The 24,024-nt window shown below is 34.9% G+C and carries 25 protein-coding genes, 2 tRNA genes and 2 pseudogenes; 9 read left to right on the top strand and 20 right to left on the bottom strand.

What is annotated here, in order from left to right; genetic code table 11:
• Positions 1 to 108: 108 nt before the first annotated feature.
• From AASI_RS08065 to AASI_RS03465, 17 genes and pseudogenes are all read right to left on the bottom strand, one after another.
• Positions 109 to 869: pseudogene (locus AASI_RS08065) on the bottom strand (IS5-like element ISCaa9 family transposase).
• Positions 870 to 940: 71 nt separating this feature from the next.
• Complete coding sequence (locus tag AASI_RS03515; protein ID WP_012472842.1) at positions 941 to 1,525, bottom strand: hypothetical protein; 585 nt, start codon at positions 1,523 to 1,525, stop codon at positions 941 to 943.
• A complete protein-coding gene (locus tag AASI_RS03510; RefSeq protein ID WP_012472841.1) occupies positions 1,470 to 3,122 on the bottom strand; it encodes a hypothetical protein in 1,653 nt (550 codons plus the stop codon). The genes AASI_RS03515 and AASI_RS03510 overlap by 56 nt, the downstream gene beginning before the upstream one ends.
• Positions 3,109 to 4,083: a hypothetical protein gene (locus AASI_RS03505; RefSeq protein ID WP_012472840.1), complete on the bottom strand. Its 975-nt coding sequence runs from the start codon at positions 4,081 to 4,083 to the stop codon at positions 3,109 to 3,111. Before AASI_RS03505 ends, AASI_RS03510 begins: the two co-directional genes overlap by 14 nt.
• 353 nt (positions 4,084 to 4,436) lie before the next feature.
• Entirely contained in the window at positions 4,437 to 4,853 is a 417-nt protein-coding gene (locus tag AASI_RS03500) for a TraR/DksA family transcriptional regulator (protein WP_012472839.1), read from the bottom strand.
• A 136-nt stretch (positions 4,854 to 4,989) separates the two neighbouring features.
• A pseudogene (locus AASI_RS09305) lies at positions 4,990 to 5,343 on the bottom strand (DUF4143 domain-containing protein).
• Positions 5,344 to 5,609: 266 nt separating this feature from the next.
• Positions 5,610 to 5,804 carry an AAA family ATPase gene (locus AASI_RS07640; protein WP_148204937.1) on the bottom strand — a complete coding sequence of 65 codons (195 nt, stop codon included), beginning with the start codon at positions 5,802 to 5,804 and terminating at the stop codon, positions 5,610 to 5,612.
• Positions 5,805 to 5,840: 36 nt separating this feature from the next.
• On the bottom strand, positions 5,841 to 6,056 hold the full coding sequence (locus tag AASI_RS07635; RefSeq protein ID WP_187146300.1) for a hypothetical protein: 216 nt from the start codon (positions 6,054 to 6,056) through the stop codon (positions 5,841 to 5,843).
• Between the two features lie 117 nt (positions 6,057 to 6,173).
• Positions 6,174 to 7,919, bottom strand: a complete 1,746-nt coding sequence (locus tag AASI_RS03490; RefSeq protein ID WP_012472838.1) for an ABC transporter ATP-binding protein — start codon at positions 7,917 to 7,919, stop codon at positions 6,174 to 6,176.
• An 84-nt stretch (positions 7,920 to 8,003) separates the two neighbouring features.
• Positions 8,004 to 9,827 (bottom strand): thioredoxin domain-containing protein, encoded by a 1,824-nt coding sequence (locus AASI_RS03485; protein ID WP_012472837.1) that lies wholly within the window; start codon positions 9,825 to 9,827, stop codon positions 8,004 to 8,006.
• Positions 9,828 to 9,849: 22 nt separating this feature from the next.
• Entirely contained in the window at positions 9,850 to 10,041 is a 192-nt protein-coding gene (locus AASI_RS09210; RefSeq protein WP_012472836.1) for a DUF255 domain-containing protein, read from the bottom strand.
• 262 nt (positions 10,042 to 10,303) lie between these two features.
• A complete protein-coding gene (locus AASI_RS09205; RefSeq protein WP_262481537.1) occupies positions 10,304 to 10,438 on the bottom strand; it encodes a hypothetical protein in 135 nt (44 codons plus the stop codon).
• Positions 10,404 to 10,580 (bottom strand): aminoglycoside adenylyltransferase domain-containing protein, encoded by a 177-nt coding sequence (locus tag AASI_RS09300; protein WP_083758819.1) that lies wholly within the window; start codon positions 10,578 to 10,580, stop codon positions 10,404 to 10,406. Before AASI_RS09300 ends, AASI_RS09205 begins: the two co-directional genes overlap by 35 nt.
• 208 nt (positions 10,581 to 10,788) lie before the next feature.
• Entirely contained in the window at positions 10,789 to 11,007 is a 219-nt protein-coding gene (locus AASI_RS03480; protein ID WP_044282783.1) for a nucleotidyltransferase domain-containing protein, read from the bottom strand.
• A 316-nt stretch (positions 11,008 to 11,323) separates the two neighbouring features.
• Positions 11,324 to 12,370 carry a polysaccharide deacetylase family protein gene (locus AASI_RS03475; protein WP_012472835.1) on the bottom strand — a complete coding sequence of 349 codons (1,047 nt, stop codon included), beginning with the start codon at positions 12,368 to 12,370 and terminating at the stop codon, positions 11,324 to 11,326.
• A 110-nt stretch (positions 12,371 to 12,480) separates the two neighbouring features.
• Positions 12,481 to 12,810 carry a phage holin family protein gene (locus AASI_RS03470; protein ID WP_044282781.1) on the bottom strand — a complete coding sequence of 110 codons (330 nt, stop codon included), beginning with the start codon at positions 12,808 to 12,810 and terminating at the stop codon, positions 12,481 to 12,483.
• 26 nt (positions 12,811 to 12,836) lie between these two features.
• Positions 12,837 to 13,709: a rhomboid family intramembrane serine protease gene (locus AASI_RS03465; RefSeq protein ID WP_044282780.1), complete on the bottom strand. Its 873-nt coding sequence runs from the start codon at positions 13,707 to 13,709 to the stop codon at positions 12,837 to 12,839.
• 351 nt (positions 13,710 to 14,060) lie between these two features.
• Between AASI_RS03465 and AASI_RS03460 the strand changes: the two genes are divergently transcribed.
• A complete protein-coding gene (locus AASI_RS03460) occupies positions 14,061 to 14,387 on the top strand; it encodes a hypothetical protein (protein WP_012472832.1) in 327 nt (108 codons plus the stop codon).
• A gap of 54 nt (positions 14,388 to 14,441) precedes the next feature.
• Here the strand turns inward: AASI_RS03460 and AASI_RS03455 are convergent, their stop codons facing one another.
• A complete protein-coding gene (locus tag AASI_RS03455) occupies positions 14,442 to 15,269 on the bottom strand; it encodes an IS5-like element ISCaa6 family transposase (RefSeq protein ID WP_083758818.1) in 828 nt (275 codons plus the stop codon).
• Here AASI_RS03455 and AASI_RS03450 point away from each other — a divergent pair.
• The 5 genes from AASI_RS03450 to AASI_RS03425 all read left to right on the top strand — a co-directional run bounded on the left by AASI_RS03450 (position 15,233) and on the right by AASI_RS03425 (position 19,828).
• A complete protein-coding gene (locus tag AASI_RS03450; RefSeq protein WP_044282779.1) occupies positions 15,233 to 16,342 on the top strand; it encodes a hypothetical protein in 1,110 nt (369 codons plus the stop codon). The two genes, AASI_RS03455 and AASI_RS03450, sit on opposite strands and share 37 nt — an antisense overlap.
• Positions 16,343 to 16,857: 515 nt before the next feature.
• Positions 16,858 to 17,508, top strand: coding sequence for a hypothetical protein (locus tag AASI_RS03440; protein ID WP_012472829.1), 651 nt, complete (start codon positions 16,858 to 16,860; stop codon positions 17,506 to 17,508).
• 96 nt (positions 17,509 to 17,604) lie between these two features.
• Positions 17,605 to 18,630 (top strand): RluA family pseudouridine synthase, encoded by a 1,026-nt coding sequence (locus AASI_RS03435; RefSeq protein ID WP_012472828.1) that lies wholly within the window; start codon positions 17,605 to 17,607, stop codon positions 18,628 to 18,630.
• Positions 18,614 to 19,327 (top strand): ComEA family DNA-binding protein, encoded by a 714-nt coding sequence (locus AASI_RS03430; protein WP_012472827.1) that lies wholly within the window; start codon positions 18,614 to 18,616, stop codon positions 19,325 to 19,327. Before AASI_RS03435 ends, AASI_RS03430 begins: the two co-directional genes overlap by 17 nt.
• Positions 19,328 to 19,402: 75 nt before the next feature.
• The gene (locus AASI_RS03425; protein WP_044282990.1) at positions 19,403 to 19,828 is read left to right on the top strand and encodes a DUF1284 domain-containing protein; all 426 of its coding nucleotides are present in this window, start codon (positions 19,403 to 19,405) and stop codon (positions 19,826 to 19,828) included.
• Positions 19,829 to 19,982: 154 nt separating this feature from the next.
• Here AASI_RS03425 and AASI_RS03420 read toward each other — a convergent pair.
• Both AASI_RS03420 and AASI_RS03415 read right to left on the bottom strand, forming a co-directional pair.
• Positions 19,983 to 20,067 (bottom strand) — tRNA-Leu (locus AASI_RS03420).
• A gap of 94 nt (positions 20,068 to 20,161) precedes the next feature.
• Positions 20,162 to 20,234 (bottom strand) — tRNA-Gly (locus tag AASI_RS03415).
• A gap of 599 nt (positions 20,235 to 20,833) precedes the next feature.
• On the opposite strand from AASI_RS03415, the gene AASI_RS03410 reads away from it, so the two are divergent.
• The 3 genes from AASI_RS03410 (at position 20,834) to AASI_RS03400 (ending at position 23,909) form a co-directional block, all read left to right on the top strand.
• Positions 20,834 to 21,325, top strand: coding sequence for an Lrp/AsnC family transcriptional regulator (locus tag AASI_RS03410; RefSeq protein ID WP_012472825.1), 492 nt, complete (start codon positions 20,834 to 20,836; stop codon positions 21,323 to 21,325).
• A 46-nt stretch (positions 21,326 to 21,371) separates the two neighbouring features.
• Positions 21,372 to 22,583, top strand: coding sequence for an NADH-quinone oxidoreductase subunit D (locus tag AASI_RS03405; RefSeq protein WP_012472824.1), 1,212 nt, complete (start codon positions 21,372 to 21,374; stop codon positions 22,581 to 22,583).
• A gap of 543 nt (positions 22,584 to 23,126) precedes the next feature.
• Positions 23,127 to 23,909 (top strand): TIGR02757 family protein, encoded by a 783-nt coding sequence (locus AASI_RS03400; protein WP_012472823.1) that lies wholly within the window; start codon positions 23,127 to 23,129, stop codon positions 23,907 to 23,909.
• Positions 23,910 to 24,024 lie beyond the last annotated feature (115 nt).

The raw sequence follows: 24,024 nt of genomic DNA, 5'->3' as shown, positions 1-24,024 counted from the left end.
TTCTGTATTAGCCCCCTCCTCTGGATTGCTAGAAGTCTCTTCTGCTGCTGGGAAATTAACGCTTATATCTAAAGTGTCTAAGAGGCTGTCTAAAAAGCCAAAATGGAGTCATAAAAGCCGCTTAAGCATGATTCTAATCATAACAATTTTAATATGTGTTTCAGAAGACTTGGGATTATGCTCGTAATCTTTAGAGAGCCTCCTAGAAAAACTCAGCCAAGCAAATGTACGCTCGACTATCCATCGCTTTTTTAGAATATGAAACCCATTTGAGAGCCGTTGTACAACTTCTAAAGTATAACCTAGCACCCCATAAGCCCACATTATACATCCTTTCTGGTATCCTCCATCTACCCATATGTGTTTAATAGAAGGGAATGTATTAAAAAGGCGAATAAGCAAAAGATGACATCCTCTTGAGTCTGATAAGTGAGCTGAATGTACTACCACACAAAGTATAAGCCCCAGCGTATCAACAATAATATGCTGCTTACGGCCTTTTACTTTTTTTGCTGCATCATAGCCTCTCGACCCCCTTTTTGTGCTGTTTTAACCGAGCGGCTATCCATAATGGCAGCGCTAGGTATGGCTTGTTTGCCCAACTTTTCTCGTACTTGATCTCGAAGTGTATCATGGACTAAGTCCCATTTACCATTTCTTCGCCAGCGATAATACAAGTCATAAACACTTTTTCAGGGTGGAAAATGGGCAGGTAGCATGCGCCATTGACAGCCTGTTTTTTCTAAATAGAAAATAGCATCTAATACTTCTCTTATAGTGTATTTACGGGGTCGGCAAGGACCTATGTAAGTAACTAATGGTTCTAACACTTCCCATTCCTTATCTGTTAAATCGCTAGTGTATGGCATAGCTGTTAGTTTAAAGTTCACTAACTAATTTTATAAAGTTTTGTCTGCTTTTCCTATCTAAATTACCCTTTTTAGACAGCCTCTAAGAGTTTCTGCAAATCGCAGGTATTACTTTGATCATCTCCAAACATTTCTTCTAACTGTGCTATTGTTATACCTGGCTTATTGGTTATAGTTATTTCAGGCTTCCCAACTGGCTTCCCTACACTCTTAGCTAGTTCTTCCTGCTCTTGTTCTATCCTTTTTGAAATATGCTTGGCTGCTTGCCTAAAAACTGCTTTATATTTGTCTAGTAGAATTTTTCTATGACTATAGTCTCTAATAACAGCTTCAAGCTGACTTTTGGCTTCTTTCAAGTTCTCTATACTAGAACTCTTATCTTGCTTGGTCGAAAACTCCTCCAAGTGTTTTATAGCTGCTTCTACATGGGGCTTTATCTCGCGTGCCGTTGCTATGATAATAACTGGGTCTGCTTCTTCCTCTTGTAGCCTGTTAATAGTTTCTATTCTTGTATCCAACACTTGCTTGATTTCACCTACGACTGCATTATACCTCTCCTTATCCAGGGCAGCTTCAACCTGTACAGATAGCTTTTCCAGCTCATTGAGTGAGTGCTTGCTCGAGGGAAGATCTGCTAATGCATTTATATTTTTCATACGACTTTAATTTTTCTATATAGAATCTAGCCTGTTTTTGTAGATATAGAGCGTCTGCTAAACCTTGTATTTTGGAATGTCCCAATTGGACTTGTATTTCCTTTAACAAATCACTCCACTGGTTATGAATTTCTGCTTCACTTTTATCAGTAGTACTAGTGGAAGTAGTACTAGATGTAGCCGGGTTAGTAGGCTCTGTAGCTGATACAGCAGGTGTATTTGTGCTAGTGCTTGAAGAGTAGTGGTCATAGCTAAAACTGTCCGCTCTATCATTGTAGGGTATTTTTGTCTTACGTGTACCACTCTCAACTTTAACTGCTGGACCTTTAGTGGGTGTGCTGAGTAGTGGTTCAGTAGTACTTGTAGCAGTAGAAATGTCCCCAGACGAAGATAGGGTTGTACTATGAAGGTTATTTGTTGCTTGGGTAGTACCAGGTGTCAAGCTTGTATCCTTTTCTTTTCCTTTATCTTTTACCTTAATCTCTTTTGGTGTAGTTGTAGCACTAGCTAGTATTGATTCTTTTCTTGTTTCCTCATAATGGCTAGTTGGACGCTCGCGCTCTAAGCTTTGTGTTAGCTCTGACTCTAATTCTTTTAAAGTAGACAATTCTTGACCTTTTTTGGTTAGCTGGTCTAACAACAGCTTATTCCCTATTTCAGAATTACCTGGTGTAATGTAAGCGGTCTGTGTTTGGCTATACGACCGTTCCTGTTGTTGCTTGATTTCACGTAGCTGTTTAAGTAGTTGCTCCCCTTTTGCTTGTTGTTGCTGGCTGGCTGATACACTCGTAGCTTTAGGACCATCATTTTTAGCCTCTTGTATGTGCTTTCTCACCTCCGTAGCTGCATTCTCTAGGGTAAGATGGGGGGCTTTAGATTCTTTGCTTGAAGAGGATGACTCCTTAGAAGCAGCAGGCTTACTTTCACTATTACTGCTACTAGCAGCTTGGTTAGATGCCCTGCTGCTAGAATATGAACTAGTATGGCTGGAGAAGCTAGAATGGGAAGTGCTATGGGTATCATGCTTTATACCTGCAGAAGATAACATAGCTGAGACATTAGCTGAACTCTTATCACAAAAATCCTTAAAACTATCACTAGTATGGGAAGTGCTATGGGTATCATGCTTTATACCTGCAGAAGATAACGAAGCTGAAACATTAGCTGAACTCTTATTACAAAAATCCTTAAAGCTATCTCGATGATGGGAACTGGAAGATGAAGTTTTTGGCATACTGAAACTACTATGTGAGCTTCCAATATTATGACTTGCTCTACCACTGCTACTACTTGAACTGTGGCTAGAGCCAGATGTACTCCTCTCACTAGATTCACTTCTGCTAGATGTCCTATCGCTATCATTTCCACCGCCTCCTTTGGAACCACTATTCCCACCACCGAGCAGCCCCCCGTCACCTATATATACATACCCTTTGCCAGTTGAACTTTTTTCAGGAAATACTACTCCTATATGTGCCTCTTGCCATTCAGGGCTATGTTTACTTAACTGGTTGGTTGTAAAACCAGGTGCTAGATATAAATCCAAATACTGCGTTCTACTAAAACCTATAGGAGCATTCTCTTTAACAATTGCCATCCACTTGCCTTCTACAACGGTTAGATATACTTGATGGCCTCCTTTTGCTATTAAACCTTGGAATAGCCTGCTCTTCTGTTAACTGTTCAGCTATGCCATTACTGTCAGTTATTGATGCAGCTATATCTGCTTGATTATATGGTTTGGCTTGTTCTCGCTTATCTTGTGCCTCTTTTTTGTGCAATTCCAAAGCTTTGCCTCTGATTAAGGTAATGGAAGGACTGTTATTCTTAGGTTGTTGATCTTTATACGTTGGTTTAATAGATGGAGATAAGATAGAACCTTGATTACGTAATACAGATACTGGTAAATCTTTCTTTATTATGGCCTGCTTGATATTGTCCACTATAGGGTTTACTATAATAGAATTACCTTGTTTGGAAGCTAGCTTTTGCTCTTCTTTTATATGCTTGGATAATGTAGAGATAGGTATTTTTGTATGTGCTGTACTAGTAATTAGCATTCTGGAAGAAGCTGATGCATCATCCGATAATTTTGTGCTGCTTTTTGTCTGCACCTGGCTAGTTATAGACTGCTCTGTACAAGCTTGTTTGCCTATATATACATATGCTGCATTTAATGTCTCTTTTTTACTGGCTACTAGGCGCACTAGCTCTCGCTGTTCCTCTTCTTTAGCAGTAATTAGCTTAGCTATGCTATAGCCTGGCTCTAATACAATGGTCAATATCTGTTCCACACCATCTTCTGTAATTAACGCTGCTTGCCAATTTTCGTTCTTATACTTTAAATCAAGCTTTTTCCCATCAGCAATAGTAATCACTAAGCTATCTACCAATGGTAATATTGAGTCATCTTTGCTTGGTTTTTTATTAATTCCCTTTTCTGTACGAACTACTTTAGGTTGGGTGGGAATATTAGGATAATTATTGCAACTCGTTATGGTTAATAGCTGACTACAAAGTAAAATAGCTGCTGTAATTCTTTTATTTGTGCTGTACATGGCCTGTTACTTTTAAAGGGCGAACAATACCTTACACGCTTAAACAAATCTCAACAATTATATAGGGATATTAAGTGAGAAACATATCCCATACTTCCAAGCATAAGCATAAAATATTTTTCAAAAAGTATAGACCAAATGTAGCAGATGGCAAGAAGGAATGCAGCCTTAAATTTAATCTTAATAGGCTTGTAAGATTGAACTTCAGTTATATTTTAAATGTAGTAGTTATTTCCACATTCCGCACTTCTTAAAACAACTATCTACTTGGCCATACTTTCGGATATGGTATGTCCAAGAGCATACTCAATTAATAATCTAACAAAGAACTACGGAACATGGGTTATATAAGATTAACGCAATAATGCATCTTTTTGCTTTTGTACTTCTGTGGTGTACCTAGCCATCGGGAAAGCTAATAGACGTCTTACACCAATAGGATCGCCTGTTTCCTCACAATATCCGTAGGTACCTAGATTAATGCGGTAAAGAGCGTCTTCAACCTCTCTTTTTAAAAAATCTTCATTCTGCAATGGTAAATTCTCTTCCAAACTTAATTCTTCTATCTGACTATTTTCTACATATTCTGCTTCTCTTCTAGGCCCATCTGCCTTATTTATAGCAATAAGCTCTTCTTCCTTAATAAGATCTTCTAACTTTTTATTAAGCTTTTGTTTAAAATAAGCAACCATATTGTCAGACATATAGGTTGGATCTTGTAAAGGGTCATAGTTAGGTGATAACCCATTTGAAATATTAGTATTATCCATATTAATCACTTTTAATAATGTTTAAACTTGTGCATTAAGTTATTAAAAATATTTCCAAAATACCTACTACTTATCAATAAGTATATCTAGATTCCTCCAACTTAATACGTCAATTCATTGGTTATTAAAGCTCTATTCACCCACCATATACTATATAAGGATCGACTGCATGCTCGCCCATTAAGTTTACCAGCTTTTTAAAGTTGCTGGTTGGAAAAGAAGTAAGTGTTTGTGTAGATTTTATTTCAATAGGCAATATCTTTCCTTGGTGTTCTATCAAATAATCCACTTCTAACCCATTGCTTTCTCGCCAGAAATAAAAATGTGTCCATAACCCGCAATTAAAATCCCTTTTCAGTCATTCGATTATAACTATATTTTTGAAAAGGCTTCCTTGTAATGGATGCCAAGCAAGCAAGTTAGGATCGGTAATATCTAGCAACATGCAAGTTAGCCTAGTATCATAAAAGTATAGCTTAGGTGACTTAATAAGCTTTTTTTAAAGTTTTTTATAATAAAGTTGTAGCATGTATACAATGTAAGTTGCTTCCAAAATAGAAAGCCATTCCTTCACTGTTTCGTCATTACCCTCCTACTGCATTACAAAGGGCTGTATAGTTAATAATCTGCCCTACATGTGCCTGCACATAACTTGATAAAAGTTTGAAATTGTTTTAAATGTCCGGATGTTAATAAGCTGCCTTACATCTCTTTCTACATAGGTTTGAATATATGCTGAGAGCCAATCTATAACATCTAGATCATGTGCATATAATTATGGCTGGTGGAAGTCTGTAGTTCTTCCAAGCTCAAAGGCAATAAATTGCAAATATATGCTCTGCCGGCAAGGCTTTGATTAATCTTCTCAGAGAGCAACAAATTTCCTGAACCAGTAAGGATAAATTGGACATTTTGCCCACGCTCATCTAGCATTCCTTGGATATAAGACAATAAAATAGGCACACGCTATACCTCATTAAAATTAGATTACAAGAATACGCAGAAAAAAACCTTTGGATCTGTTATAGCAAAATCTCTATTGTTGTGTAATTCAAGATTAATATAGGTGTGGTTAGGAAATATATGCTTAGCAAGCGTTATTTTTCCTAATTGTCTAGGACCTGTAATAGTGATAACAGGAAATTGATGAACTATTTGTGATAGCCTATCTTGTAGCGTACGATAAATCATATGTCCACTCAAATATTCTATGTAATTTCGGAATTGAATTCCGGATTTACATAAAAACAAGCATAATATACAAATATTTACTCCTTGAGAATATGCTGACTTTTAACAAGTAATTCTAGCTTATTAAATTCAAACTCCGAATGCTGAAGCTTGCGTTTTCCAAAGCTGACTATAGATTCCTCCTTTTAAAAGCAGCTCACTATGTGTCCCTTGTTCTACAATTTTCCCTTTATCAAAAACAAGAAGACTATCCATCCTCATTAAAGTAGAAAGCCGGTGGGCAATGGTTATTACAGTCTTTTGCTGTATAATTTTATCTAGACTTTTCTGTAAATATGACTCTGTCAATGGATCTAAAACCGAGCTAATTTCATCAAAAATAAATATTCTTGTATTTTTTAGAAGCGCCCTTGCAATAGCAATTCTTTGTCTTTGGCCTCCTGATAATTTCATACCTCTTTCTCCTACAATAGTATGATATTTATCTGGGAGCCTTTCTATAAATTCATCAGCATAAGCTTGCTTAGCAGCATTAAGTATATCTTCTTCTGAAGCTGGCAAATTTCCATAGGCAATATTTTCTAGTATAGATCTATTAAATAAGAGTGGTTCTTGCGGTATAAAGCTTATAGCTTGGTGCAGGCTATCTTGGTTTACTTCACTAATATCTTGTCCGTCAATTAATATTTTTCCTGAATATAGGGGAAAGATGCCCATAATTAGATTAACAAAGGTTGTCTTACCACTACCTGAATAGCCTACCAGCCCTATTTTCTGTTGTGGCTTAATAACTAAGGAAAGATTATCAAATAGAAGTTTGTTAGGCTCGTATCCAAAATAAACCTCATGAAACTCTATTTTGCCTTCTTTAACGTTTAACTTGGGAGCATTTAGAGATTTATGAACCATAGGAGGTGCGTCTATAAATTCTATAGCTAAAGCACATTTTCCTAAATGTTGTGAAAATTTTAAGAAATCACTTACAATATCTTGTAGGTTCTTTACAAGCGCCAGTGATAAGGTTAATGTAAGAGAGAAATCACCTACAGTAACTAATCCCCATCTACGGAGATAAATTAGATAAACTAGTACAGATGCAATTAAAAATGCTAGAAAAAGGGAAGTCAATGCTTGGTTAACCAACACAGCCCATTGCAATTCTTGTGACATCTCAGCTTCTAGCCTTGCTTGCTTAGCTATATAAGCACGCTCATATTTACGTCTTCCAAACAAAATAACCGAGAGACTATTGTTAATACTATCTATCAGTTTTCCCATTAAAAGAGCATATCTTTCTAAATAATTTTTAGATAACCTATATGGTTTCCTACTTAGCAAGTAACTAATATAAACAAAGATGGTAGCGTATATAATTAATATAAATGCTAAGTGTGCATGAACTGCACGACCAATTGTATAGCAAGCAATAATAAAGGCTAAGCTATGTGCAAGCAATCGATAAATAAAGACACTGATTAAAGTTTCTGCTGAATCTACCATTTCTCCTATGCGTGTAGCAATAGCGCCACCAAAATGTTTTTGAAAATAAGAATAAGGATGTTGATGAATCTTTGTAAGGCTTTTTAGAATAAGTTGGTTACGAAATATAGGAATTGCTTTTAAATATATGAAATCACTTAACCTAAAGATAAAAGCATTACCTATGCTAAAAGCAATATATGCTGCTGCTGGATATAGTAGCAAGGAGTATATTATTTCTCCAGTATATCCCTCTAACCTATCCAGCATAACTTTAACCAAATAAGGTCTTAGTGAAAGATCTATAGCCCAAAACAGCTCTATAAACCCTAAAAAGAACAGATGAAGCCAATAGGGTTTTAGCACATCTAAAATAAACTTGTATGACTTTGTCATTTTATATTTAAATATATTATGCCTGTAAAGTTTAAGGCATTCGGGCGAATATTGAGAGATTCTGAGATAAATACAAGTATTACATTAAGTAGTTTGCTTGCTTCTCCATGTACTTAACCATTTTAAAACCTCTTCTAAACTATAAAGTGGTGCATAACAAGCTGTATCATCACATATATACACTGTTGTTTTATCCTCCTGCATCTTATACTTAGTTAACCAGGGAATGGTAGGTTGGCATGTAGCACCTGCCAACAATATCTCTGTGTAATGTCGCTTGATAATCGAAGCCCAGGTAGTGCTATGAGAGCCTATAATAACTACAACAGGTATGTTGCGCAGCTTAAGCAATTGCAGATTGGCCCAATAGGTCATGTATAAAGGATCATGTTGCAAGGTGCGAGCTACTTCGCACAACATTTTATGAAATAGTATCGTATAAGACTCTCGTTTTAGTAAATTACCTAGCCGATAAAGATTGTGTGCCATGACAGCATTAGAGCTAGGTATTACTTGGTCAAGAATTTCTTGAGTACGTTTTATAAATACAGGCTCTTTAACGTCTGTAAAGTAAAATAAGTTATTATGTTCATGAGTAAAATGATGAAGCACATATTGCACCAACCCTTCTGCTTTGTAAATCCAATAGTCCTGTAAAGTTGCCTCATACAAGCTTATAAATGCATTTGCCAACCAAGCATAATCTTCTAAATACCCTACTCTACCATGTTTACCTTGGCTATAGCTATGCCATACTTGATTGCCTTTCATCAAATACTTTTCCATACAAGCAGCATTTTGTAAAGCTAATTCTAAGTAATGCATGTCTTCCAACGCATAATAGGCATCTATTAATGCTTGTAGCATCATCCCATTCCAAGAAGCAATAACCTTAGTATCTAAAGAAGGCTTTATATGGGTTGTTTCTCGGGTATTATATAAGATTCCTTTGGCTTGGTTTAACTTTTCTTCTGTAATTGCTGTCTGATATCCTAATTCATTCGTTAATTCCTCAGCGTTTCTATATAAAATGTTTAGGCCGCTATGCCAATTTCCATTTGGGGTAACAGAGAAATAGGTAGTAAATAAATCTGTATCTTCTTGTAACAACCCTTCTATTTCTTGATAAGTCCAAGTATAGAAGGCGCCCTCTTGCCCTTGGCTATCAGCATCTATAGAACTGAAAAATCCGCCTGATTCATCCAACATCTCACGTAATACAAATGCTACAGTTTCTTTTATAATGTGCTTATATAAGGGATCTTTAGTAGCCATATAAGCATGTGCATAAAGCGATACCAGTTGTGCATTATCATACAGCATTTTTTCAAAGTGTGGAATTTTCCATGCTTCATCTGTAGTATAACGATAAAACCCACCTCCCAACTGATCATAAATACCCCCATAAGCCATTTTAATTAAGGTTAGGCCAAGCTGCTGTAAGGCTCCTTTATCGTGGTAAGTTAGGTAATACTGCAATAAGAGCATACTGATGCTGGGCAAGGGGAATTTAGGACCGCCTTGTATACCTCCTTGATATGGGTCTAGATTTTTGTAAATCTTTTGAAAAATTTGTTGAATGGCTGTTTGTGTCAAGTTAGAGTTGCTAGATACATCCCTATAGTATTGTATATCATCTTCCTGTAAAGTTTTGGTAAAATAAAAAGATGACTCTAACAGCTGTAATCGATGCTCTTTAAATGCATTTACTACACTATTTAGTAACTGTTTCCAAGCAACAGTAGGTAAATAAGTGCATCCATAAAAAGGCTGTTGATTAGGCATTAAAAATACATGTAAGGGCCAACCGACCTGTATGCCCATGGCTTGCATAGCTGCTATAGCTACCTGGTCTACATCAGGATTTTCTTCACGATCTACCTTGATATTGATAAAGTGACTATTCATAACAGCTGCTACTACTTCATTTTCAAAGGACTCGTATGCCCATTACATGACACCAATGGCAAGCAGCATACCCAATACTTAATAAAATAGGTTTGTCTTCTTGGTTTGCTCTAGAGAGGGCTTCCTCCCCCCAAGGATACCAATCAATAGGGTTATGAGCATGTTGTAATAAGTAAGTACTTGTAGTGGTGCTAAGTCGATTAGGTAAAGGCATAAGAAACTGATATAAAGTAGGCTTTCAGACCTGAATTAATAATCGGTCGCTATAGATACCTAGTATTGAGTTAAATATAAATACATTTTTTTCACCTGGCTTCTGTATTTACTAACAATAACTTTAAAGCATTTAAGGATAGCAATAATATTTTTATTTATAGTACTTCCTAGCCTAATACTGGATATTTTTTATTTTTAGTTTAGCCCTAAGGTTTACTTTTGCTATGACTATTTTTTTCTTTGCATTAATAAGTAACAATTCAGCAATTCTTAAAAACTTGGCTATATAATTGTGTTGCTGATACTTTTTCTATTACAAACTGTATAAATAGAATCTCTTCTTTCTTGATAGCTAGTTCCCTACCATAGTGCCATTGTTCTGCTGCTTCTATCACAGATTTCCATCGTAAGCCATACCCATGATGCAGCAGCTGTTTTTGAGCCAGTAGTACGCTGCATGATAGAATATAAAATTCGACATAGATTTAGAATGATATAAGCCTGATACTGGCTATCATCTAAGCATACAGAATCTATTGTTTTTGTTACCTACGCTTGAAATAAATCTCTAACGCAAGCCTTTTACACTTCTACTATATCAATCGCCTTAATTAATTCTTTAAACTGTGGCCGAATGAGTGGAATTCCATGCTCATATATATAAATAGTTATTAATAATCCACTCATTCCCATAATGTGCCTGATTGAAAAAAGTACCACAATTATAATAGGGGCGTAGTACTTTTTACAGAGATATGTTTCTTAACATATCAACAGGTATATATGAGCACTCTATCCGATTTGCCCATGTTTGATTCTTTTTCTCAATTTTCTTATGTAAATCCTTAATTAATTCAAGTTCCTCTGCAATAGTTCCATAGCTTAAGGCAACAGTAAGGTCTATATCACTCCTAGCAGGATTAACTTCGCCATATGACAAAGAGCCTGACAGATACACCCCCATTAGGTTTTACTTAACTATACTTTTGATATCATATGCAAAAGAAATTAGCACTTCATTTACATCTTTATAAGGAGTAGTGCTATTCAGAAAGTTCTTAGTTTTTATATTAATAGCTTTAAGCTTTAACTTTTTTGAGATTTTACGATTGCTAGAGCGTATTATTCTAGTATCCTCATCATATACTATTAACTTAACTAGATTTTTATTACCATGAGTATCTTATACTCTAATAACATACGCCCTCTTTCCATATTAATTTAGATGAAGGCATAATAAACCTTTATACTGTAGTCAACCAACCAAGCTTAACATATATTTAAGAGTCTAAATCTGCCAAATCTGCTAAAGGCAGCCATTGTATATCTTTTTTATTGACACTATCTAGCCAATTCATAAATTTAGTAAGACCAGATGGCTCATTGCCATTCGCATGAACCAAAATAATACTTCCTGGCTGAGGCCTTTCATTTTTAGCTAGCCAAGCATCTGTTCCTATTGGTATAAGACCTAGATTGCTGACCATCCTCATTAAATATTCATCAGATACTAGGCCTGGGAATCGGAAGAAGATGGAAGGTAATTGTCCATACTCTAAAAGAAGCTGTTCGGCTAACAACACTTCATCTTGTAAGCTTGCTTGTGTAAAACGGATACGTTCTTCTTCAGGCATTTCTACTATACTAAAACGTAAAAAGTTCTTTTCTAATGGCAAATCATGGTAATACTGGCTTCTAAAAGTATGGTTAACCCAAGTAATATTTAACTTTCTTTGGTTATGTTGTTTACAAAGCCAAGCAAATTCATCGGGATGACTTAACATCCATAAGCCAGTAATGCCAATACCTACAGGGAAGGGAGTTTGATTTTGCCTAAGTAGAATTAATTTTTCAAAGAATTCTTTATCAAATGATTTAGAAGAAGGACACATGTCTACCGTAAGAAAATATCCTTTTGCATTACTTAAAGCATGCTTAATACCATCGTTCTGAAGGGGAAAAGGTGGCTTTTCGCAATGTTTAATCAACCGTATATAAGGGGTAACCTCTAGCTCTTTCCAAGTAAAGTAACCCGGCAGATTTCCTTTTTTTCCTTCTTTACGTAACGTAAGAGCAGAAAAATCAGATTGAGATAAAGTCAAGTTATATGGATCTACCATTAAAGCGTACAACTCCTTACCTCGATTAAATAAACGAATTACAATTTGTAGTCGCCCTTGTTGATCTTGTACAGGAAATAGTGTAGGCCTATAATTGTTAATAGTGCTACTTGACTTGCTAATAGCATAGCTTGGACAAGAATTGTTAACCAAGAAGCAGGCTACTATAAGGAGTCTATATAAAAACTTAATTTTATTTATTTCCATGGCATATTATACGGCTTTAAATGATAATTTTTCACATAAACCTAGCCACACACATATAGTAAGTTATTTGTACAACCTACCCTATTGGTATATACTCGTTTGCTATTACCTTAGTTGTTGTTCGAATTGCGCATACTAAATATTAGTATTACTAACAATACTAATGAGATGCAGCCTCCTCCAACCATTAAGAAACCTTTGTAAGCACTATAAAAAGCTTCATTTAAGTAGAGTCCTAATGCTAATAAGACAAACACACAGCCTATCATCAATAAGATAACTAGCAACAGAACCAATAAGCCCTTCATAATAAACTTACCTAGTTTCTTATTAACTTCCTGTTTAGCAACATCTACTTCTTTATGGAACAGTCTTACAAGCTCTTTAAATATAAGTTCAGTTCCTACCATCTTTAATAAAAATTTAATCAAGGAAAACATAGTGTTCTTTTTTTGAATTTAAACATTTATTTACCAGCACGGAACAATTGCTTTTTCTCTTGCTCGGTTAAACTCTCATACCCTGAAGCAGCAATTTTATCAATTATAGCATCTATTTCTGCTGGCTCTTTATCAGCTGTCTTAGTAATTTTTACCGATGTTGCCTTGCTAGTTGATTCATAAGTTATCTTAAACTTTTTTTTCCTCCTAACAATGTTTAGGAAATAACTCAAATATGATCGGAAATGTATAAACTTGCGTATATATTGAACACACATATACCCTACCATGGCACCGCTTAAATGTGCTATAGCAACTGATTGGTGGCTCGCTAACTCAAAGCAAGTCAATAACAATAGAGCAGTCGCTATATGCTTGATTTTAATTCTACCTATAAAAAGTAAGTTAAAATAAAAACTAGGTAATGCTATAGCTGCAGCTGCCATAACTGCATATAAACTCCCAGCAGGCCCAACAAGCCACCCCATATAACCTTTTAGTCCAGGTGCCAAATTGTATAATAACAAGAAGAAGACACCTGCTGCTATACCTCCTAGTATGTATATATATTTTAGAATTCTACTATGCCAAATAGATACTATAAGATGTCCAAAAGCATGCAAGAAGAAAGCATTCCAAATAATAGAAAAAAACTGTTCATGTATCCAGAAATAAGTAAGAATACTCCAAGGTTGCTGTAAAAAGATTTTCCAACTAGCAGGTAAAATAAGGTATTGGTAAATACGTTGATAGTAAATTTCATAGCCCAATAAGACACATATGGCCTTACTAACTACCAAAATACAAAATACCAGTACATGAATAAGAATAAGCTGCATAAGCCCATTGTTAGGACGCCGAAAATTTACTTTAACAAAATTGACTAATTCAGCTAGCATATGGTTATAAATAAAATTTGCAAATAATAAATACACTGATATTTATTGTAAATACCATGCATACATTACAAGTTTATCAAATAATTATACAATATGCCTTAAATAAACCAATATTTTAAGGTATACTCTAGCATTACAGAAATAATTTTTATCCTTATATGCAATAAACCATCTATACGCTTATAATTTATAATACAATATGTGATATATAATCTTATAACTAAATTGCGAACAAATATTTGTATGGAATTGTATACAAGGCTATTCCTTAAAAATTTCCACACCATGAGTATTCTTCTCATAAAAAATAAAAAAAGGTTACTACTTGGCTGCTGCTATATATACATGCTAATGAGCTTCAGCATTACTTCATGCCAGTGTGGTACTTGTAATAAGAAAACAATAGAACTATCTGAAACAGTCGAAGATATTGATACTAAAGCTACAAATGACCATGTCCAATTAACTATGGAAGTGGACAAACATATACTACTCAGCAACAACAAAGAGTTTATCTTAACATTTCATACTTTAAATAACAAAAGCCCTGAATGGAACAATTATAAGCTAAAAATAAGTTTAGAAGAACCCAAAGAGAAAGCGGATAATAAAATAACTTTTAAGGACAGCACAGAATTACAACTCAGCATTAGACCTACTGCGAAAGAGGTAAAATAGAGTAGAATTTTAAATAAAATAAAGAAGGGAGCTTGGCTCTAGCGACATTATTTGTTAAAAAGCGTACTTGAAGTTTATAAGCCCGGATATAATGTTAAAGCGAAGGTTATATTTTTTCTGAAAATTCCTGTATACCTCTGCCATAATTTTAAATACCTTGATCTCTCTTATCTTATGCTCTACCTTCATGCGTATGGAGGCTAGCTTTCTGTTATGGTCTTTTTGCTCTTTGGTTAATGGCCGCTTACGGCTCTTTTTGTAGGGTATCATTACATTGCTCTGTAGCTTTTGCCAGCCTTGATAACCACTATCTGCCAGCTTTAAGCTTTCTTTAGGTAAGGGTTTTTCTCCTTTACGGATTTTAAAGTCATGCACTCTTCCTTTATGTGATTTGGAGACAGACAGTATTCTCCCATCTTCTCTGATGACTATCTCTGTTTTTATGGTATGTCTCTTTTTCTTGCCTGAATAAGATTTCTTTTGCTTTTTACTAGGTCTTTGCGTAGGCTGTTCACTTACATCTGCTAATATGCGCAATACCTTTTCTGAGGTTAAGCTGCGATCTTTTTTAATGCTAATTTTCTTAGCTAGTAAGGGCTCCATTTTTCTTAGCAAGCGGCATATGTTAGCGTTGTGTAAGTTAAATAAGTAGCCTAGAAATACATGGCTAATATAGGTGCGGTAATATACCAAAACACAGAGCAGTTTATCCTCTAAGGTAGGTAAATGGCTCCGACGTCCATGGCGCAGCTTGCTCGCTTCTAACTTTTCAAAGAGAGGCCTTACTTTTTGAACTAATTTATCAAATGTTTCTAGCCTCAATCCAGTTATTCTTCTAAAATTGTATGGGTACTTGCTTATTCTGGTGTAGGTTAAATGCATACTTATTCCTTTTAGTATATAACAAGGATTACATTTTAACCTTTTCTACTCTCTTTATCAACCTCTTTCGCAGTAGGTCTATTGATAAGCAATTATCAGACTTTACTGACCTAACTGAAACACATACGTATCATACTTGGCAGCTAGCATTTAACTTACATCCTTCATTAGCATGTAATGAGATAATCATCAAAATTGAATTATTGGCTCATGGAAATGTAACTCCTATAAAAATTGAAAAGGTAATCTGGAAAAATATCCAACTAAATTTTAAGAATTTAAGTTACAATCCCATTACTGGTATACTTACTTGTATTATAGAAAATATTACAAAAACGTCTATAGATGAAATAACACTGCAACATAGCATACAAGGAAAAAGTACAGCCACCCTTAACAGCATTTCTACTATAGAATCCTTCTTTACACTACAGCCACTTTCTCAAAAAAAGCTAGAATTTAAGTTAAATTTTAATCAATCAGACACTGTTAAAATCATACTTGAGTTATGGCATAAAGGCAATAAAATAGCAAACCAACCGATCATATTAAAAGATATGCAAATCAGCATAGAAGGAATAGCAGAGAACCAAGCATTTAGAGATAATCAAGTAGTTACTGCTTGGATAAAGAATAAAGGAGCCCATACAATAAATACAAGTGAATTAATAATTACTGTAACGCATCCTTCTCATGTAACGCTCATTTTATCAGATAAACTACACAATCATATCCAACTAACACCTTGTGAATTTACTTTGTCGGATATAGTAGGAGAAAAAGAGATAACATATAGAGATTCAATCCCTTTCACGTTAAAACTCTTCAAAGCCATCGACCAAGTTGAAACTACAATTAATCTAGCAGTGAGAGCATCTCAAATCACTTATATAGAGCCTTTGGCTAACAGAAGCTTTGTTTGGACGCCAACTAAACAAGATTCTTGTCCTAACAGCAGTAACCAAAACACAGCTAACACTATACCTAGCCCTAATGATGTGAATAAACCTTACAACCAAGACTCATCAGCCTTAAATACTGATCTTGTTCCCAATCAACCAGAAACTCCTTAGCAATCAACAGCAAGCTCGTAGTTGAAAATAGTGACCAAACAGCCCCTTCAATTAATGGTAATACTGAACAAGCTGTACCAGCATTTACAAAGAAAGAACAACCTACTTCCGCCTATGCCTCTGAAGCAACAACCAGTGATAGCACTACTTACACTCCTAACCCATCTGATACTAGTAAAAATAATGAGAAAGAACCTTCTGTTAGTTCTTCAACCTACACCCTAGCCGATTTAAAACAGCGAGAACTTAGGATAGCCGATGAACAGCTCAATAAGCATCAAACTGACTTAGAAAACATCAGCGAACTAATTGAAGAACTATATTTAACCGCTCTAGATGACAAAGACGAACTTACTAAGCTTATTGAGCTTACGTGGAAAACTATACAAGAGCTTAATCTATCTATTCCTGAGCTAACCAACTATGATCATAAAAGACCAACCAATTTTTATACAGAGATTACTACAGTATATCAAAAAGCTGCCAAAGCTTATGGAAGTATCGGTGTACAATTGATGGATACAGAATTATCTGACTTATTACCTGGCTTAACTGAAAAAGCTGAATCCATCGCAAAGAAAGCTCATAATATTGCCAATATAGTCAAAACTAAGGATGCTTATACAGCTACCAGCAAAGCTTATTCTTATGCAGCTATGGGGCATATGGCCTGCTGTAAAAACAGTGAAGCTACCTTTCATGCACAGCAAGCTTTTGAATTAGCAAACCATGCATCTAATACTGCTTTTAAAGCTACAACCAAAGAAGCCTATACCTATGCTACCACAGCCTACTGCTATGCTGCATTAGCAAATAATTATCTGTTTTATACCATCCAACAAGAAGAAACTGATAAACTTATTGCTATTGCTAAACATGCTAGAAAAGCTGCTAATAACGCTAACTTTACTGCTAATTTATGTAAAACCGACACAGCCTACACTGATGCTGCTAGAGCCTATGCAGGCGTTGCTAATATGTATAGTACGCTTGCTAACCATAACCATGGTACCCAAATAACAAAAGAGTCCATAAAAATAGCTAAGTATACTGCTCAAACAGCCAGAATAATGGCTAACAAAACGAATACATATTTAGCTAAGGCTGCTGCCGAAGATGCGGAAAAAGCAATAGACAACCTACCAACAGGAAGTACAGTCCTATAAATTTTACTAATGAACTCTAATTATGAAATTATGAACTAAAATATAGTCAGACAAAAATTCTATTAACTAATTTTGCACATACCAACCTTATAAATTGTGATAGAAGACCTTAACATAGAAATTCAAGATACCCTGTTTGAACACCATAGCATTACGGTAGATCCAGGACAAAAACCTTATCGTATTGATAAGTTTCTAATAGATCGCCTTCCTAATACGAGCCGCAATAAAATTCAACTAGCCATCGACAATCAATTTATTTTAGTTAATGGCATTCCTACTAAAGCTAATTATAAAATTAGGCCGTATGATAAAATACAGATAGTACTGCCTAACCCACCTCGTAACAATGAACTAATACCAGAAAATATTCCATTGGATATCGTATATGAGGATGAAGCACTTATGGTAGTACATAAACCGGCTGGCATGGTTGTACACCCAGGGTACAACAACTGGACAGGCACATTAGTGAATGCACTCATTTATTATTTCGATAATCTTCCTACTGCACCCAATAATATAGGTAGGCCAGGACTTGTACATCGTATTGATAAAGATACTTCTGGACTATTGGTTGTTGCTAAGACAGAAGCTAGTCTTATTGCACTAGCTAAACAATTTTATGATCATTCTATAGCAAGAACCTACTATGCATTAATTTGGGGAGAGCCTGAAACAGAAACAGGCACTATCGATATCAACCTAGATAGAAGCTTACAAGATAGGCGTATTGTAGCTCCTTATACCAATCCCGAAAAAGGTAAACGTGCTGTCACTCACTACCAAGTTGTGGAAAGGCTACGATATGTATCGTTAGTAAAATGTACGCTAGAAACAGGACGTACTCATCAGATTAGAGCTCACATGAAACACATGGGCCATCCTATTTTTGCAGATGCTGCTTATGGTGGGCATGAGATTGTAAAAGGGGAACAATTTTCAAAATATAAGAGTTTTGTAGAAAACTGCTTTCAGATAATGCCTAGGCAAGCTTTGCATGCTTACTCATTAGGTTTTATACATCCTACTACTCAAGAAAACATGTATTTTGAGTCACCTCTTCCTACAGACTTTCAAACTGTTTTAAACAGATGGAGTAAATATGTTCATTATCACTAGTCTACTTAACTGGGTCAAGCGGCAAATAAGAGATCAATTTGGTTTTTCGAAAGCAGAAACAAATGGAGTGTTAATATTGTTAATAATATTATTATGCTTGCTAGCCACGCCACATATGCTCAGAAGGTATTATAATAACAAGATTTATATAGACACCAATGCTGCAGACATCGAATTATCAGATAGCACTTTAGCATTACTTGAAAGTCAGAGAATTAACAATAAACCTTTTTGTAAGCAACAAGACGCCACTACTAAGCCACATTATAAAAAGCAAGCTACAATACTGAAGAATATAAAGTCTTTTGATATTAATACAACTGATACACAACAACTACAATCCTTACCAGGTATAGGCAATAAAAGAGCTACTAGAATTATAAAATACAGAGATAAATTAGGTGGATTTGTTCGGAAAGAACAGTACCAGGATATATATGGACTAGATTCCTTGTCCATCTCCAGCATGTTTCAATACACTTATATTGCTACTAACTTTCAGCCAAAGAGAATTAATATTAACCAAGCGAGCTTTAAAATCTTGGTAGCACACCCTTATTTATCCTATGAAAAAGTACAATTAATAGTAAACTATCGCACTAAAAAAGGTAGGTTTGATTATATAGAAAATTTATTAGAATTGAATATTCTCGAAAAAGATGTTTTCGAAAAACTAAAACCTTACTTAACAGTTTAGCTAGCATAAATTATGGTATAATGTTATTTGTGCAAAAGAACTTATACCTTTGAAACAACCTATAATATTAAACTTATGCTTACTTTTCGGCCACATCACTTTTTATGTACTATAGGATTTCAAGGTCTAGGATATTCTCCTGCCTTTGTAGAAAATTACAAACATATTGTAAACTTACTACAAACACCTAAGGGAGACCAGACTACTATTCAAGTAGTAAAAGACACAGATGCCATTTGTAACCCTTGCCCACATAAAAGGCAACAGCTATGTCATTATCAAGCGAAAATAGATAAATTAGACCAGGCTCATAGCCAAGCATTAGACATCCAGCCAAACGACCAGATTACATGGGGCCAAGCTAAGCAAAAGATAGCTCAGAGAATATCTTTAAAAGTGTTTCATGAAATATGTGCTCCTTGTTCTTGGAAAAACTTGGGAGTGTGCGAGCAAGCTTTAATTCAATTACATCATCAATTTAACCCAACAAAAAGTAATTGATAAAGTTCTGTTATTGTATAAGAACAATTCACAAGAATTGATAGAGTATGTGAGCTTTAAATAAATCTATCTTTAGAGGTGCCCGAATAAGCTTTTAAGGCTGAAGGAACCTTTAGGCTATTTATTAGCTGTAACAAAAGATTTAGTAACTATGTACCAAGGGCGGGACTCGAACCCGCACGGACAAATTGTCCACAAGATTTTAAGTCTTGCGTGTCTACCAATTCCACCACCCTGGCATACAAAATTCTATTTCTTTGCTATCAACATTTCTAATAAACTTACAATATAAGCTCATAAGGAATGTGCTAATACATACCAGCCATTTATTTGAGCGAGAAACGGGATTCGAACCCGCGACCCCGACCTTGGCAAGGTCGTGCTCTACCAGCTGAGCTATTCTCGCATGAACTTGTATAACTACAACTTCCCAAAGTTAAATAACCTGCTACAATTAACAAGCAAATATTAACTATAAAAATAAAAAAAATAATATTAACCAGGAATTATCAATAATTTAACTTGCTAGTGGTTTGCTACTTAAGCTATAATCTATACCTCTATTGTTATTGAATTTATGTTTTGATAGCAATAATTCTAGATTGCTTTTATATTGCTTGTCAATAACTGAGTACAGCCTTTTTATTTTATAATTGAAAAACTCCAATAAGAAGAATGTTAGTTTAAGTTAAATATACTTATATATAATCAGCACCATATATTAACTAGCTTATATAATCCTAATACAAAACTTTGAGCTATGTATAAACACTTCATTTAATTACCCTCCCCAACTACTATAGAATAAGAATTAATATAGGTTAAAAAGTTTTATTAACATTTCATATAAGCAAATTTTAAATTATAAATACTCAGATTTATACTAATAACTAATTATTTTCATAGCATTTAAATTTACAATAAAATACGTATCTGTATTGCTACACTGCGCTTTGTTTATTTACTTAGGCTTTTTTAAGATTAAAACTCAAAGAAATAAGTAAAATGACACCTAAATTAGATAAAGTAGACTATAGCATATTAGCGAAAATCCAAAATAATGCTAAAATTACTAACCTACAGTTAGCCGAAACTATCGGACTATCTCCTGCTTCAACCTTAGAACGTGTCAAGCGACTAGAGACCCAAGGTATTATTAAAAGTTATCATGCACGATTAAATAGATACAAATTAGCATTACATGTACATTTCTGGCTACAAGTCTGTTTGCATAACCTAACCCACGAAAGCATACAAAGCTTTAAGCAAGATATTGAACAAATACCCGAAGTAATAGCATGTTATCAAGTGACAGGAGAAACAGATTTTCTGCTTAGTGTACTCAGTACTGACTTAATTAGCTACCAAGGAATACTTTCTAGTAAACTAAGTGAAATTAAAGTCATTAAGTCGATTAGGACAATGACTGTATTATCCACGCTTAAAGAAACTGGAATCCCCATTATTCCACCACATCATTCTCACAGTCGCTCTTAGGTTAAGCAGCCTTTAAGATTGAATATTATGGACAAAATTATTTTTGATGGGCAAGCATATACAATATCAGGGAGGCAACTTTAAGAATACAGCTCCAACTAAATACCAACCCACAGATTTAAAAGTAGAAGAGGTATTAATTAATATAGGACCCCAGCACCCTGCTACCCATGGTATACTACGGTTAGAAGTTATTTTAGATGGAGAAATAGTAGTAGATGTTGTTCCTCACCTAGGGTATTTACACCGCTGCTTTGAAAAACATGCTGCTACCTTACCGTATAACCAAACTATTCCTTTTGTAGATAGGTTAGATTATTTGGCAGCAATGAACTCCGAACATGCTTTTGCAATGGGAGTGGAACACATGTTGGGTTTAACTGGCAAACTACCACGTCGGGTAGAATATATTCGCGTACTTATGGCAGAACTTAATCGGTTGGCTTCACATTTTATGGCTATTGGTACCTATGGAATAGACTTGGGAGCTTTCACATCCTTTTTATGGCTGATGCGCGATAGAGAATATATCTTAAGGTTATTTGAATGGGCTTCTGGTGCACGTATGCTATATAATTATATATGGATTGGAGGACTATATTATGACTTACCTGTAGGCTTTGAAGAACGTTGTTTAGAGTTCATAACATACTTAAAGCCTAAGTTAGAAGAAATAAATCAGTTGCTTATTGATAATACTTTATTTATCAAGCGTACTGCCAATGTGGGTGTACTCCCTTTGGCAACTGCAATCAACCATGGTGTATCAGGACCCATATTAAGAGCTTCTGGCCTTAGGCTTGATTTAAGGCGGATAGATGGCTATTCCATTTATCCGGAACTATCTTTTGATATTCCTATAGGCGAAGGGTTAATGGGCCACGTAGGCGATTGTTGGGATAGGACATGGGTAAAGTTTCAAGAATGCAAAGAATCAATTAAAATAACTGAGCAATGCTTAGTACGACTGACTTCTGATTTAAAACGTACTGCAGATTTTAACCCACAAAAAATGGTGCCTAAAAAAGTACGTACTAAAGCACAAGACTGCTATATAAGAGCAGAAAACCCACGTGGTGAATTAGGATTCTTTTTTAGAGCTTCTGATAATGGAGATAAACCCATACGCTGCAAAGCACGCTCATCGAGTTTTTCTAACCTGTCTGTAATATCTTCGATTGCCAAAGGGCAAGTATTAGCTGACTTAATAGCCATTATAGGCTCTATTGATATAGTATTAGGAGAAATAGACCGATAATAACCAGTACTAAACCTCCCATTTCACAATATCAATCTAAGTTTCGGTTTTGAAATTTGCCCATAATAATATGGCCCCTAAGCCAAGAATGAGTACTGTAAGCCACTCTCATCATTTTAAATTGTATATAAACATAGCACAGTTTACTCAAGCATATTTCAAGAAAGAGGATTATTGATGGGCAGAACTATATATATTAATATTGAATAGACCTACTGCGAAACAACTGTTATAAAAAAGCAAAGGTGCATTTTGCATAATTGAGAAAATACAAGAAATGAAAATATGCATTTAAAGCATGTGAAACGCAGGTTAAATTTTTACAAATAGTGAATTTAACTCTCAAAAATTAAACTTTTATATAGATTCTCTGTTTCGCAGTAGGTCTAATATTTATTTAGTGAGAAAGCTATATCTTCTTTATCACTTTAAATCAAGCAATTATTTATTCGATTATAAGTTATAGTTAAATTTATATTACTTCTCTAACAACTTTATAAAAGCTTAATAAGACAATTAGTAATTCTTAATAAACTTTAACTCATGCAATTTACCGACATTAGTATGCTTAAAGAATTTCTGGATGAACAAGTCATGCGCTATAACTGTTCTACTTTTATCGAAGAAGACCCTATTGTAATTCCACATGCTTATACCAATCCTTTAGATATTGAGATAGCGGCTTTTTTTGTAGCTATTTTAGCATGGGGTAAAAGAAAAATTATTATTGATAAAGGCAAACAGCTTTTAAACATGATGGATAATACACCCTATGACTTTATAATAAACCACCAAGAAAAAGATTTGCGACCTTTTTTATATTTTAAACACCGGACTTTTAATGCTATAGATACCTTATATTTTATTCATTTTCTAAAACAGCACTATCAAAAGCACGCTACATTAGAAACAGCTTTTACAATAAACCTATCACCTGAGGCAAATACTATAGAAGAAGGATTAATACATTTTCACCATTTATTTTTTAGTTTACCCCATGCACCCATACGTACACGCAAGCATGTAGCTACTCCTGCACGAAATGCAGCTTGTAAGCGAATTAATATGTTTTTACGCTGGATGGTACGAAAAGATAACAAAGGAGTAGATTTTGGCTTATGGAAAACCATTAAACCTCACCAGCTTGTTTGCCCTTTCGATGTACACGTAGCCCGTGTAAGTAGAAAACTAAGCCTTATAAAAAGAAAAACTATAGATTGGCAAGCAGCATTAGAACTTACACAAAATTTAAAGCTATTATCATCCGAAGATCCTATAAAATATGATTTTGCACTTTTTGGATTAGGTAGGTATGCTTCTTTTTAATATGACCTACTGATATATTAAAAGCAGACAGAACCCATCTAGAATATTTTTACCTCTAAGCTTTACACAAAACACTTGATATGCCAAGTTGTACAATCTAATAGATACAGTTATT

The sequence above is a fragment of the Candidatus Amoebophilus asiaticus 5a2 genome (assembly GCF_000020565.1).
Classification (GTDB): Bacteria; Bacteroidota; Bacteroidia; order Cytophagales; family Amoebophilaceae; genus Amoebophilus; species Amoebophilus asiaticus.
This window is presented reverse-complemented; position numbering and strand designations above follow the sequence as displayed.

Excerpts from the sequence above, each read along its gene's own strand:
- AASI_RS03515 (WP_012472842.1), bottom strand. The coding sequence starts at position 1,525 with ATGAAAAATATAAATGCATTAGCAGATCTTCCCTCGAGCAAGCACTCA.
- AASI_RS03510 (WP_012472841.1), bottom strand. The coding sequence starts at position 3,122 with ATGGCAATTGTTAAAGAGAATGCTCCTATAGGTTTTAGTAGAACGCAG.
- AASI_RS03505 (WP_012472840.1), bottom strand. The coding sequence starts at position 4,083 with ATGTACAGCACAAATAAAAGAATTACAGCAGCTATTTTACTTTGTAGT.
- AASI_RS03500 (WP_012472839.1), bottom strand. The coding sequence starts at position 4,853 with ATGGATAATACTAATATTTCAAATGGGTTATCACCTAACTATGACCCT.
- AASI_RS03490 (WP_012472838.1), bottom strand. The coding sequence starts at position 7,919 with ATGACAAAGTCATACAAGTTTATTTTAGATGTGCTAAAACCCTATTGG.
- AASI_RS03485 (WP_012472837.1), bottom strand. The coding sequence starts at position 9,827 with ATGAATAGTCACTTTATCAATATCAAGGTAGATCGTGAAGAAAATCCT.
- AASI_RS09210 (WP_012472836.1), bottom strand. The coding sequence starts at position 10,041 with ATGCCTTTACCTAATCGACTTAGCACCACTACAAGTACTTACTTATTA.
- AASI_RS03480 (WP_044282783.1), bottom strand. The coding sequence starts at position 11,007 with ATGGGGGTGTATCTGTCAGGCTCTTTGTCATATGGCGAAGTTAATCCT.
- AASI_RS03475 (WP_012472835.1), bottom strand. The coding sequence starts at position 12,370 with ATGGAAATAAATAAAATTAAGTTTTTATATAGACTCCTTATAGTAGCC.
- AASI_RS03470 (WP_044282781.1), bottom strand. The coding sequence starts at position 12,810 with ATGTTTTCCTTGATTAAATTTTTATTAAAGATGGTAGGAACTGAACTT.
- AASI_RS03465 (WP_044282780.1), bottom strand. The coding sequence starts at position 13,709 with ATGCTAGCTGAATTAGTCAATTTTGTTAAAGTAAATTTTCGGCGTCCT.
- AASI_RS03460 (WP_012472832.1), top strand. The coding sequence starts at position 14,061 with ATGAGCTTCAGCATTACTTCATGCCAGTGTGGTACTTGTAATAAGAAA.
- AASI_RS03450 (WP_044282779.1), top strand. The coding sequence starts at position 15,233 with ATGGGTACTTGCTTATTCTGGTGTAGGTTAAATGCATACTTATTCCTT.
- AASI_RS03455 (WP_083758818.1), bottom strand. The coding sequence starts at position 15,269 with ATGCATTTAACCTACACCAGAATAAGCAAGTACCCATACAATTTTAGA.
- AASI_RS03440 (WP_012472829.1), top strand. The coding sequence starts at position 16,858 with ATGGATACAGAATTATCTGACTTATTACCTGGCTTAACTGAAAAAGCT.
- AASI_RS03430 (WP_012472827.1), top strand. The coding sequence starts at position 18,614 with ATGTTCATTATCACTAGTCTACTTAACTGGGTCAAGCGGCAAATAAGA.
- AASI_RS03425 (WP_044282990.1), top strand. The coding sequence starts at position 19,403 with ATGCTTACTTTTCGGCCACATCACTTTTTATGTACTATAGGATTTCAA.
- AASI_RS03410 (WP_012472825.1), top strand. The coding sequence starts at position 20,834 with ATGACACCTAAATTAGATAAAGTAGACTATAGCATATTAGCGAAAATC.
- AASI_RS03405 (WP_012472824.1), top strand. The coding sequence starts at position 21,372 with ATGGGCAAGCATATACAATATCAGGGAGGCAACTTTAAGAATACAGCT.
- AASI_RS03400 (WP_012472823.1), top strand. The coding sequence starts at position 23,127 with ATGCAATTTACCGACATTAGTATGCTTAAAGAATTTCTGGATGAACAA.